Origin of the sequence: Mucilaginibacter limnophilus (assembly GCF_004005815.1) — a bacterium.
In the GTDB taxonomy this organism is placed as follows: domain Bacteria; phylum Bacteroidota; class Bacteroidia; order Sphingobacteriales; family Sphingobacteriaceae; genus Mucilaginibacter; species Mucilaginibacter limnophilus.
This window is the reverse complement of record NZ_SACK01000003.1, coordinates 307,483-320,071: the sequence shown is the minus strand read 5'-3', so window position 1 is coordinate 320,071 and position 12,589 is coordinate 307,483. Positions and strand designations below refer to the sequence as shown.

Sequence of the window (12,589 nt, the reverse complement as noted above, 5' to 3'; positions counted from 1 at the left end):
AAATGTATATGCATTAGGCAAAATCAGTATAAAAAAGCACTACATCACTACCACACAGGTATGAAAATTCTGCATTGACGATGGTTTTTCACTACATCTTTAATACATTTATCCCTCTGTTGTAACCACAACATAAACCGAATATGTTTCTACGCCTTGTTTTATCAGTGTTATTTGCCCTGGCAGGTTATGATGTTTTTGCGCAAGCTTTTATCGGTCAGCGCGAAACCGTTAATTATCAGAAGAAGCAATACAACGCAGGTACACAAAACTGGAAAATAAGGCAGGACGCCCAGGGGCGTATGTACTTTGCTAATAACGAAGGCGTACTGGTTTTTGATGGTGCGTACTGGCAGCTGTATCCTTTGCCAAATAAAACCATTGTATGGTCAATTGAATTTGGTGCCGATAAAAAGCTGTATGCCGGCGGGCAGGATGAAGTGGGTTACGTTTCGCCCGGCAAAAGCGGGCGGCTCGAGTTTACCTCGCTAAAAAACCTGCTGCCAAAAAATGAGCAGAACTTTTCAGACATATGGGATATTGTAGTTTATGCTAATGAAATCTTTTTCCGTTCACGGTTTAAGATATTTAAGTACAGTAATAACCGTATGACCATCTACCCGGCGTCATCCTCATGGCTGTCAATGGGAATGTACAACGGGAATTTGATAGCACATGATGATCAGCGCGGTTTATTATCTTATAAAGCCAATAAATGGCAAACCTTTATTCCTGCAGATGAATTGCCGCCTAACTTTTATATAACGGCGACATCTTCTTATGGCAAAAACGCCAGCTTGATAGCCACTGCCCGAAGCGGCGTGTATGTTCTTGAAGGCAAGCAATTGCGAAATCTTCAGTTGTCAGGGTTCGGTATAAATAATCGTGAGCATTTTTCGGCGGCGGTGGCGCTTAGCGATAGTACTTTTCTGCTCAGCACCTATTCAAATGGCGTATACCAGCTCGACAAGAACGGCACGGTAACCGAAAATATTTCGAAAAAAGATGGGCTGCAAAACAGCAATGTACGCTGTATGTACCTCGACCACGATAACAACGTATGGCTGGGGCTTGATAACGGGATAGACTTTATTGCCTATAACAACGCGGTTAAGCATGTAAATCCCGCGGCTTTCAAGGATGGCGGCGGCTTTTCAATGGTGAAATACGGCAATAGCTTATACTTCGGCTTATCCAACGGGGTGTACCAGTTGCAACTACCTGCCAGGCCTGCGGCCGACCTTAGCTATGCTAAAAATGAACTTAAAACCTTGTACGAGGGCCTTACCTGGAACCTATCGGTAGTAAACAATCACCTGTTTTCTGGAAATGATGATGCCGCGTATGAGATAAAGCAGGGTAAAATGCTGCCAGTAAGCAAAAGCGCCGGGTACTGGATATACCAACCATTGGTGACCGGCATAGGTAATTTTATTGCAGCGGGTAATTATTATGGTGTCAGGCTGATTGAGGATAAGGCTGGTGTACTTACCGACAAAGGAAATATAGGGAACTTCAAAGAGTCGGCGAGGTACCTTGAGATCGACGCCGATAACACCATCTGGACATCTCACCCTTACCGTGGCGTTTATAAGTTAAGCCTGAACAGTCCTCATGCAAAGATATATACTTCGGCTAATGGTTTGCCTTCAACGCTCAACAACTTTGTTTTCAAGATCAGGAACCAGGTTGTTATTGCTACCGAAAAAGGTATTTATGAGTATGATAAGAATACCGACAAGTTTAAACCGTCGGCAGCTTATAAAGAGATATTCGGCAGCAGGGCGCTTCGTTATCTGAAAGAAGATCCTGCCGGGAACATCTGGTTTGTTGAAGGCAAAAGGATAGGGGTGGTTGATCATTCGTCGGCAAAGCAAAATATTATATATATACCCGAGTTGGAACGCCGCATTTTAAGCGGGTTTGAAAACGTTTGCGCTATCGACAGTAACAATATTTTTGTGGGCGGCGAGAACGGGTATTATCATATCAACTTCGCCCGGTACAAGCAAAATATCCGACCGTTGCGCGCATACATCCGTAGGGTGAAGGCTATTTCTGATACCGACAGCCTGCTTTTTGGCGGCTATTTCGGTAATGTCAACGAGAACAAAAAACAGCAATCGGCCACAATACCGTCGCTTGGTTATTTGTGGAACTCGCTGCATTTCGAATATTCTTCGCCGATTTTTGAAGAACGCTCAAACGTTGAATACAGCTATTACCTGGAAGGCTTTGATAAGGAGTGGTCGGCATGGTCTAAAAAGACCGAAAAGGATTATACCAACTTACCTGCCGGGAATTACATTTTTAAAATAAAAGCTCGTAATCATTTGAATAACGAGTCAAAGATCAGCAAGTATTCATTTACCATTACGCCGCCCTGGTATGCTACAATCTGGGCATTCATTATTTATGCCGCCCTTATTATTTACCTGCTGTATTATTTCTACAAACGACAGGAAAAAAGGCACATACTCGCTAAGGAAAAAGAACTCCTGCAACAGCGTGAACAAAACGAAGAAGAACAGCGCCGCATGGCCTACCTGCATCAACTTGAACTGGAGATATCTGAAAAGGAACTGGTGAAACTGCGTAATGAAAAGCTGGAAAGTGAAATTGAGTTTAAAAACTCTGAACTGGCTTCGTCGGCCATGAACCTGGTGCAAAAGAAAGAATTCCTGTTAAAAGTTAAGGAAGAATTGCAGCGTTTAAACCAGTCAGGTAAAGACATGGTAGAAACTACCGAAATCAAAAAGATACTTCGTCTTCTATCCGAAGAGAAAAAGGTGAACGAGGAATGGGAGCAGTTTTCGGTGCACTTTAATAAGGTGCATGCCGATTTTCTCAACGTGATAAAAGAGCGTTATCCGGCCATCAACCAGCAGGAATTGAAATTATGCGCCTACCTTATCATGAACTTATCAAGCAAAGAGATAGCGCAGCTGATGGCCATATCGGTACGCGGTGTAGAGATCAGCCGTTACCGCCTGCGCAAAAAATTGCAGATACCTACTGAAGTAAACTTGTTCGAGTTTTTATTTGAGATACAGCGCGAGTGTATGAAATAAATGATACGAGTGCTTTACCGAAATTTACCCCCGCTGGTGGTATAAATTGAACTTTGCTCAAGAGGTATCTTGGCGGCACTGATCCTCATAATCCACCATGACGAATTTTTTAAAGGCAGCGTGCTTTTTAGCGCTGCAACTTTTATGTGTAAATGTTTATTCGCAAGCACTTACCGGTAACCGGTTTGATATCACCATAACCGACGACAAATCGCAGTCAATTCCCGGCGCTACGGTAAAAATGTTGAAAGATACCATTACGGTTAAAACCACTGTCAGTAATGGTAATGGCATCGCCGGTTTTACTGATATTCCTGATGGTACTTATACTTTTAAAATAAGTTATACCGGTTTCAAAGTTGTTATAACCAAACCCTACATCTTTCCTTCAACAACTAAAAGTGATAAAGTGGTACTGCAAGCCGAAAGCACGGCATTGCAGGAAGTAAGTGTAACCGGCCGTATACCTTTCGCGCAGCAAAAAAATGGTAAAACGGTGCTGAACGTCGACGCGTCGCCTACTAATACGGGTTTAACAGTGCTTGAAGTGCTTGAGAAATCGCCGGGTGTCACTGTCGACCGTAACGGCGGCATCACCCTGCAGGGCAAAGCCGGTGTGCTGGTGATGATTGATGATAAACCAACCTACCTCTCGGGCGCCGACCTGAACAACCTGCTCGGCAGTATGAACAGCGCCCAGGTAGCGCAAATAGAGCTGATGCCCAATCCGCCTGCAAAGTATGATGCGGCAGGCAACGCGGGTATTATCAACATAAAAACCAAAAAGAACAAACAGCAGGGTTTCAACGGTTCGGTAACCACATCAGCGGGCTATGGTGTATATCCCAAAAACAACAATAATTTGGTATTGAATTACCGGACAGGAAAAGTAAATACCTTCCTTAATTATAATATGACGCTGGTTGAATACCTTACGGATATTTATGCCCTGCGGAAGTATTATGACGCTGATAACAACCTTACTTCCATGCTCGATCAGCCAACTTATTTTTCCGGCGTCTTTATAAATAACACCGTTAAAACCGGGCTCGATTATTATGTTACACCAAAAACCACCATCGGCTTTGTATTGGGCGGAACTGCAGTTAAGCGCCGTGGCAATAACAAAGCTACTGCTACATGGTTAAGTCAAGCAGGAGAGGTTGATTCAGTTATCACTACTTTAAATAAAAGCAACAGCAAATTCCGTAACGGGTCGGTCAACCTGAGTGCGCGCCATGCTATTTCTGCCACGCAGGATATCGCTGTGGATGTTGACTGGTTGCATTACACCATTGAAAGCGATCAGAATTTTAACAACAGCCTTGTTGCCGATGATGGTTATGTGGAACTTTCACGTGGTAACATTCCTACCACAATCAATATCCGGTCGGCTAAGGCAGATTATAGCATTAAAGGAAAAAACGACGCGGTTTTTCAGTTAGGGTGGAAATCATCGCTGAACAGTACAGACAATACCGCATCGTACGAAAATTTTACCGGCGGGCAATGGCTAACCGATTATTCCAAAACTAACCGGTTTTTGTATGATGAGAACATACAGGCGCTGTATAGTACTTACGAGCGGAAATTTGGTAAACTAAGCCTTCAGGCCTGTCTTCGTTATGAACATACGGGTTACAACGCCCATCAACTGGGTAATGCCATGCAGAAGGATTCGGCATTCACACGAACTTACAGCAACCTGTTCCCAAGCGGGTATGTTACTTATCAGGCCGATTCTGTTAACAGCTTTACCCTTACGGCGGGGCGGCGTATAGACAGGCCGGCCTTTCAAAACCTTAATCCGTTTTATTTTATCATCAATAAATATACCTATCAAACGGGTAATCCCTTTATACTGCCGCAGTTTAGCTGGAATTTTGAAGTGAGCCATCAGTTTAAAGAACTGCTTACTACAACAGTATCATATAGCAACATAAACAATTATTTCTCACAGATATTTCTTGCTGATGAAGCCAAAGGAGTGCTGCTATATACACAGGGTAATGTAGGCAGCGCACACAATATTGGTGTATCCACATCTGTAAACCTCTCGCCGTTTAAGTGGTGGACGTTTATGACTCAGGCAGTTTATAACTACAAACAGCTTAAAGGCTTTAACGGCAATAATTTTACTACTGATATTAACCAGTTGAACGTAAACTCAACAAGCCAGTTCATGTTTGGCAGGTACACTGCTGAACTTTCGGGCTTTTATACTACCCGTGCACGAAATGATGTGCAGGAACTGCTGTACCCAACCGGTCAGGTTTCGGTAGGCCTGTCGGCGCCAATACTTAATAAAAAAGGCACATTGAAGTTTAGCGCGAGAGATTTATTTTACACCAATGCCATGGAGGGCCTTACCTCGTTCCCCAATGCTACCGAGTATTTTAAGCTGATGCGTGATAGCCGGGTGTTCACCCTGTCGTTCACTTACAGGTTTGGTAAATCTTTCAAAACAGGAAAACGCACAAGCGGAAGCGCGGCCGATGAAATGGAACGTGTAGGTAATGGCTAATTGGTTATGAGTTTGAGTACTCTTTAAAATATTGCAGAGGGCTTTTTTTGATGATGAATTTAAAACAGCGATTGAAGTTTGAAAGATTGTGAAAACCACTTTCATAACATACCCGGCTTATGCTCATTCTGTTTTGAATTAGTAGTTTACACGCGTAGCCAACCCGTACTTCGGTAAGAAACTGCCAGTATGTTTTTAGCGTGCGGGTTTTAAAGTAACGGCAAAATGAGTGAGGACTCAAATTTACAGCCGCGGCAATTTCGTTTATGGTAAGTTTGCGTTTAAAGTTAGCGAAGGTATAATTAAATATATCGTTGATCTTATCTGAATTGTTCACATAAACCGCTTTTGCAAAACCGGTGCTTGACAGGGTGACACAACTGTCAGACGAAGCTATAAGTTCAAGCATATGCAGCAGGTACTCTATGCGTTTAATGCCACTTGCCTGCAGTGTCTGTTCTATTTTATGTTGAAGCGCTTCACGTGTTTGCCCTTTTATTTTTAGGCCAAGTTTTGCTTTGTCAAACAGTTCACGTAAACATTTAAGTTCGGGTAGGTTCCCAAATGTGTTTCCCCAGAAATTCTCATCAAAATGTATAGCTATGGTTTCAATGTGCAGATCAGAGTGTTGGGTGAAATATTCCGCGCAATTGCGCCACATATGAGGCAGGTTAGCGCCCAGCAGAACGATGTCGCCATCTTCAAAATCTTCCATGCTGTCGCCTACCATGCATATACCGCGCCCTTTGCGTATCATGGTAAGCTCAAGCTCCGGGTGATAATGCCAGCGGTTGTACATGTATGGCAAAATATCCTCGCGTACACTAAAAGAGCAGTCTTTAGCGACATCTACTTTACAAAGAATTGCTTTCAAGTTATTTAATTGGTTATAGCCTTTGGGCAAGGCCATGCCAATATAAATATCATTTGCTTTATAATAAATATTTAACTGCAAATAGTGTTGACGGTGTTGACTGGTGTTGACTGGTGTTGACCGGTGTTGACAGGTGTTGACGGTGTTGACCGGTGTTGACGGTGTTGATGGTGTTGACTCTGTTGGCGTCAACACCTAAAAAGAGTGTTGCTTTGTAACATAACTTTCAATAAATTAAGGCGGTAATAAAATAAGCACAGCAAACCGCATGCACAGCCCCGGCACTGAACAATTAAAGCGTGTATTAAAGCCTGTACATTTATGGGCTATTGCCGTTGGATTGGTTATCTCGGGTGAGTATTTTGGCTGGAACTATGGCTGGAAGGACGCGGGCACCGTCGGGTTTCTGATTACTACCGGCGTGGTAACGGTAATGTATATCACCTTCATTTTCAGCTTTACGGAACTTACAGCCGCCATACCCAATGCCGGCGGCGCCTTTACCTATGCCTACCGTGCCCTCGGCCCCCTCGGCGGACTGGTTGCTGGCTATGCCACGCTTGTTGAGTTTCTGATTGCCATACCGGCCATTGCGCTTGCGTTGGGAAGTTACATGCACTTTTTGTACCCGCCATTACCGGTGCTGCAGGTAGCTATTGCCTTTAATGTTGTATTTGTGTTGTTGAACATCTCCGGCATAAAGGAGTCGGCTATGTTTTCGGTGTTCATAACGCTGCTGGCTGTGGCAGAATTGCTGCTGTTTTTGGGTATCATAGCGCCATCTTTTAAAATGGAAAACTATATGGCCAACTCTACGCCAGTTAAGTGGGGCGGGGTAGTGGCGGCACTGCCTTTCGCGGTATGGTTTTATTTGGCGATTGAAGGCGTTGCCATGGTAGCCGAAGAAGTTAAAGACCCTAAAAAGAACATCCCGCGTGGCTACATCTCTGCACTGGCGACATTGGTGCTACTGGCTTTAGGCGTAATGGTGCTAACCGGTGGCATAACCGACTGGCGCACACTAAGCAATCTTGATTATCCTTTACCTGAGGCGATCGCCATTGTGCTTGGCCGAGCCAGCGGGTGGACGAAAGTATTTGCCAGCATCGGCTTATTCGGGTTGGTCGCTTCGCTGCATGGCATTATACTAGCTTCATCAAGACAAGTGTTTGCCATGGCCCGTGAAGGTTACTTACCGAAGCAGTTATCAGTAATAAGTCACCGCTTTAAAACTCCGCATTGGGCTATTGTAGCCTCAGGGATAGTGAGTATTATTACACTGTGTACCGGCAAAACCAATGATATCATCATCCTGTCGGTTATGGGTGCGGTGGTGATGTATATCATAAGTATGGTCAGTTTGTTTGCATTGAGGCGGAAAGAACCAACCCTCGACAGGCCTTTCGTGTCGCCTTTCTATCCGGGATTTCCGGTTGTAGCTTTGTTGATAGCCGCTATCTGCATGGCAGGCATTATGTACTACAACTTTATCATCAGCCTGATATTTTTCGGCGGCCTTATCATAGTCGGGTTAATATTCATTGCTATGGGCAAGCATAAAGAAAGTGCCGGCACTGTGCCTGTTGAAGAACCTTTTGCAGACATAAAATCTGAATAAGCCATGAGTTACCGGTACACCATACAAAATAAAGTTTACCGGTTTGATAACCTGAAAGAGTTGCTTGCCAAAGCATCTCCTTATCGCAGCGGCGACGCGCTGGCCGGTATAGCAGCAGAAACTTATGAGGAGCGAGTAGCTGCGCAAATAGTACTTGCCGATGTTCCCTTAAAGGCTTTTCTTAATGAAAGCATAATTCCTTACGAGGAAGATGAGATTACCCGTCTTATTATTGACAGCCATGATACCATAGCGTTTGCACAAATAAGTCACCTCACTGTAGGTGAGTTTCGCGACTGGCTGCTGAGTGATGAGGTTGATTGCAATATCTTAAAATCGGTGTCAAAAGGCATTACACCTGAAATGGCCGCCGCGGTTTCTAAGATTATGCGCAACCAGGACATGATCGCAGTAGCAAAAAAATGCGAAGTGATTACTAAATTCCGCAATACGATTGGTTTGAAAGGCCGTTTTTCTACCCGACTGCAGCCAAATCACCCGACAGACGATCCGAAAGGAATAATGGCCAGCATAATAGACGGTCTGCTTTATGGCAGCGGCGATGCGTGTATTGGCATAAACCCGGCTACTGATAGTCCGGCGAATACTTTGCAACTGCTTAAAATATTAGATGCTCTAAGGCTACAGTTTGACATACCGACACAATCATGTGTGCTCACGCACATTACTACCACTATCGAATTGGCAAGCGCCGGCATGCCGGTCGACCTTTGTTTTCAATCAATTGGCGGAACTGAGCTAACAAACAAAAGTTTCGGCATCAACCTGTCAGTTATTGAAGAAGCACATCGGGCCACATTGGCATTGGGCCGCGGCACCGTTGGCAATAATGTAATGTACTTCGAAACGGGGCAGGGAAGTTCGCTTTCAGCAAACGCACATCATGGTGTTGACCAGCAAACTTGTGAAGCAAGGGCATATGGTGTGGCACGTAATTTTAATCCACTGCTGGTAAATACGGTTGTCGGTTTTATTGGCCCAGAATATTTGTATGATGGTAAGCAAATTATTCGCGCAGCTTTAGAAGACCATTTTTGCGGAAAACTGCTCGGCCTGCCAATGGGGGTTGATGTTTGCTATACAAACCATGCTGAAGCCGATCAGGACGATATAGATAACCTTTTAACATTACTTGGCGTTGCAGGCTGCAATTTTATTATGGGCATACCCGGCAGTGACGATATTATGCTGAATTATCAATCTACATCATTTCACGATGCGTTGTATATCCGGCAAATGCTGGGCTTTCGGCCGGCGCCCGAGTTTGAACAATGGTTACTTAAGCAGGATATAATAAACGAACAGGGTGTACTGATAGCCGGCGCGTCCAACCGGTTGTTACAAGCGGCAAAATTATGAGTGAGGAACCTGAATACCATAATGCTTGGAAAGCATTGCGGATACATACCCGTGCAAGAATTGGCATTGGCAGGACAGGCAGCGGCATTCCTGTTAAAGAATCGCTTGAGTTTAGATTGGCTCATGCACACGCACGTGATGCTGTTTATTCTAAGCTCGACACCGAAAAGTTAACTGCCTCGCTTGTGCAATTTAAATTACCTATATTACATCTGGAAAGCCGGGCAAATTATAGAGAGCTGTACTTGCAGCGGCCTGACTTGGGAAGATTATTGGATGATGCATCTGCACAGCAATTACAGAATCATGTAGGCCAGACAGATATAGCTGTTATTATTGCCGATGGTTTGTCTGCTTACGCGGTAAACAGTAACGCTGTATTATTGCTTGAGGCATTGTTGCCAATGTTAACTGATGCAAAACTTACTGTGGCTCCCATTGCTTTGGTTGAACATGGCCGCGTAGCCGTAGGCGATGTTGTGGCTTCGATCCTGAACGCGAAGCTATCACTGATGTTGATAGGTGAAAGACCGGGCCTGAGCTCGTCAGATAGTATGGGGGCATATCTTACCTATAATCCAAAACCGGGGCTAACAGATGAAGCCCGCAACTGCGTATCAAATATTCGCCCCGAAGGTTTGCCATATGATCAGGCCGCCCGAAAGCTTTACAATTTGATACAGCAGGCTTTCAGGCGGAAATTATCTGGTGTGCAATTAAAGGACAACACAGCCACAGGCTATTTCCCTTAGCATTATTTGTTGTCGGTAACAATATTTCCATAAAAAGTTATCGCATCGCGAAAATTACCTACTGTAACTAAAGTTGCGCTGCCATTTGGTGAAATATCAAGTGTTATGCGGTTAGCTTTGTCAGTATCCTTTATTATTATTGTTACCCGCCAGCCACCCTTTTTCTTGGTGGTGGTTTTATAATCAAACTTTGTAGAAGTGAACTTTAAGCCGCCATCATTAGAATTTATAGGGGCTTTCATATAAACCCTGCCAAAAAAGGGAAGATAAGCTATTACCGAATCCTTTTTAACTCGCAAATCATAATCATTGGTTACAATAGGGCGGCCCGGGCCTTGCAACGGAATCATATAGGTAGCTTTAAAAGTATAATTTACTGAATCAATTTTATTCATAACCGCCAGTTCCTTAGCGGCTTTTTTATCTGCCTTGCTGTTTTGAGCACTTACTGCATTCACACTTAATAGCATTAAAGCAGCGATGACTATGTTTAATAATGTTTTCATTGAATAATTATATTATGTTAGACTATTTAGCAGCAATAAAGTTTATGCGTTTTTATAATCAGATGCAAATAATAATCCAATTCCATAATGAAATCATAAAAAATTGAAAGTCGCTTAAGGCAGCTGTTATTTATCCATTTTAACCACCGCATCAGGCGGTAAGTAAATAGTAATACAACAGCTAATTAAGTGGAAGGCTCTCCCTTGATAGCAATATTTTCCTCATAATATGTTTTTTAATTAATTACTAATTAATAGTTAATCCGCTTAAATTTCTTTGTCTTCATAATCAACCAAATTATAACCATTTAACCAAAATTAGTATGAAGAAGAAATTTCTTGTATGTGGTATCCTTTTGGGTATTACAGCTGTAAGCTGCTCTAAGAAAGAGTTTAGCAAAGCCGACAGCGTAGCCAGAAACACATCGTTAATCACAAGCGCATCGCCGGCGGGCGATGTTGTGGGCAAGGTTGTAACCGGCTACCAGGGCTGGTTTACCGCCGCGGGCGACGGGTCTCCGCAAAATACATGGGGGCACCAAAACCTTGAATGCTGGCCTGACGTGCGCGAGTACACAACCACTTACCAAACCACGCATCCGAATTTAGGCAATGGGCAGCCTGCAAAAATGTTTTCGGCGTGGGATCAATCAACCGTCAACAAACATTTTCAATGGATGCAGCAATATGATATTGACTGCGCCGCAGTGCAACGCTTTTGTAATGAGATAACACCCGGCAGTACCATCAAGGCTTTCAGGGACGGCATAGCCACACGGGCTAAAAATGCAGCTCAAACCTATAACCGCAAGTTCTACATCATGTATGACGCTTCGGGCTGGGGGAACCTTGCCGCCATTAAAACCGACTGGACAAATACTATTGCTGCTACTGGCGGGCTAAATCTCCTCGCCTCATCCGCTTACGCAAAGCAAAACGGAAAGCCGGTAGTGTCAATTTACGGCTTAGGTTATGCCAGCCACCCGTCAAGCGAAGCCGACGCGTTAGACCTGATCAACTGGTTTAAAGCACAAGGGTGCTACGTAATTGGGTCCGTTCCCGGCCAATGGCGTACCGGTACCGGTGATTCAAAAGCCGGCTTTATTAATGCTTATAAGGCATTCAACATGATCTCGGGGTGGGCCGTTGGGCGTGTTGTTGACGCAAGCTACACACCTTGGGTAACCGGCGACCGCGATTTTTGTAATGCCAATGGTATGGATTATCAGCCATGCGTTTATCCCGGCACATCATTTTATAACACAAATGGTCCTGCATCACCACAAAACCAATTTCCGCGCAATCATGGCGATTTCTTATGGTCGCAGTTTGCCGTAATCAAAAACGCAGGCGTTGGAAATGTTTATGTGGCTATGTTTGATGAGTTAAATGAAGCTACACAAATATTTAAAACCGCCGAAAACGCCTCAATGGCTCCGGCAGGTCAATGGTTTCTGAATCTGGATGCCGATGGTGTGGCGGTATCATCTGACTTCTATTTGCGTTTAACCGGCGATGGAGGTAAAATGTTGAAAGGCTTGCTGCCTTACAGCGCGTCGCACCCAACGTCGCATACCATTACAAGCGGCGTTACCTTTTATGCAAACACAAGTTATGGTGGTGCTGCCAGCCAGGTATTACCGGTTGGAACCTACACATTATCGCAGCTGGCAGCCCGCGGCATGCCTAATGATTGGGCTTCATCAGTAAAAGTACCTTCCGGGCGCACGCTTATTATGTATTCTGATGACAACTTCACAGGCCAATCATGGACAAGAACGTCAGATACTCCTGATTTTACTACCCTAAGTCCATCTGCTAATGATATGGTATCATCAGTAAAAGTGCAATAACAATAAGCAAA

The 12,589-nt window shown here is 44.1% G+C and carries 8 protein-coding genes; 6 read left to right on the top strand and 2 right to left on the bottom strand.

The annotated features are described in order from the left end of the window. Positions 1 to 143 precede the first annotated feature (143 nt). Entirely contained in the window at positions 144 to 3,071 is a 2,928-nt protein-coding gene (locus EOD41_RS10435; RefSeq protein ID WP_127704743.1) for a triple tyrosine motif-containing protein, read from the top strand. Between the two features lie 97 nt (positions 3,072 to 3,168). Further along, positions 3,169 to 5,595 (top strand): outer membrane beta-barrel protein, encoded by a 2,427-nt coding sequence (locus EOD41_RS10430; RefSeq protein WP_127704742.1) that lies wholly within the window; start codon positions 3,169 to 3,171, stop codon positions 5,593 to 5,595. Between the two features lie 4 nt (positions 5,596 to 5,599). On the opposite strand, the gene EOD41_RS10425 is transcribed toward EOD41_RS10430, so the two are convergent. Further along, a complete protein-coding gene (locus tag EOD41_RS10425) occupies positions 5,600 to 6,469 on the bottom strand; it encodes an AraC family transcriptional regulator (protein WP_164849918.1) in 870 nt (289 codons plus the stop codon). A gap of 268 nt (positions 6,470 to 6,737) precedes the next feature. On the opposite strand from EOD41_RS10425, the gene eat reads away from it, so the two are divergent. From eat to eutC, 3 genes are read left to right on the top strand one after another with little or no spacing between them, the layout of a single operon-like run. Further along, positions 6,738 to 8,087: an ethanolamine permease gene (eat, locus tag EOD41_RS10420; RefSeq protein WP_127704740.1), complete on the top strand. Its 1,350-nt coding sequence runs from the start codon at positions 6,738 to 6,740 to the stop codon at positions 8,085 to 8,087. A 3-nt stretch (positions 8,088 to 8,090) separates the two neighbouring features. Beyond that, positions 8,091 to 9,467 (top strand): ethanolamine ammonia-lyase subunit EutB, encoded by a 1,377-nt coding sequence (locus EOD41_RS10415; RefSeq protein ID WP_127704739.1) that lies wholly within the window; start codon positions 8,091 to 8,093, stop codon positions 9,465 to 9,467. Then, positions 9,464 to 10,219 carry an ethanolamine ammonia-lyase subunit EutC gene (gene eutC / locus EOD41_RS10410; protein WP_127704738.1) on the top strand — a complete coding sequence of 252 codons (756 nt, stop codon included), beginning with the start codon at positions 9,464 to 9,466 and terminating at the stop codon, positions 10,217 to 10,219. Before EOD41_RS10415 ends, eutC begins: the two co-directional genes overlap by 4 nt. Before the next feature lie 2 nt (positions 10,220 to 10,221). Here eutC and EOD41_RS10405 read toward each other — a convergent pair whose 3' ends face one another. Next, entirely contained in the window at positions 10,222 to 10,725 is a 504-nt protein-coding gene (locus EOD41_RS10405; protein WP_127704737.1) for a DUF4251 domain-containing protein, read from the bottom strand. 323 nt (positions 10,726 to 11,048) lie between these two features. On the opposite strand from EOD41_RS10405, the gene EOD41_RS10400 reads away from it, so the two are divergent. Next, entirely contained in the window at positions 11,049 to 12,578 is a 1,530-nt protein-coding gene (locus EOD41_RS10400; protein ID WP_205780534.1) for a hypothetical protein, read from the top strand. Positions 12,579 to 12,589: the final 11 nt, after the last annotated feature.

Coding starts and splice junctions, on each gene's coding strand:
- EOD41_RS10435 (WP_127704743.1), top strand. CDS start 144: ATGTTTCTACGCCTTGTTTTATCAGTGTTATTTGCCCTGGCAGGTTAT.
- EOD41_RS10430 (WP_127704742.1), top strand. CDS start 3,169: ATGACGAATTTTTTAAAGGCAGCGTGCTTTTTAGCGCTGCAACTTTTA.
- eat (WP_127704740.1), top strand. CDS start 6,738: ATGCACAGCCCCGGCACTGAACAATTAAAGCGTGTATTAAAGCCTGTA.
- EOD41_RS10415 (WP_127704739.1), top strand. CDS start 8,091: ATGAGTTACCGGTACACCATACAAAATAAAGTTTACCGGTTTGATAAC.
- eutC (WP_127704738.1), top strand. CDS start 9,464: ATGAGTGAGGAACCTGAATACCATAATGCTTGGAAAGCATTGCGGATA.
- EOD41_RS10405 (WP_127704737.1), bottom strand. CDS start 10,725: ATGAAAACATTATTAAACATAGTCATCGCTGCTTTAATGCTATTAAGT.
- EOD41_RS10400 (WP_205780534.1), top strand. CDS start 11,049: ATGAAGAAGAAATTTCTTGTATGTGGTATCCTTTTGGGTATTACAGCT.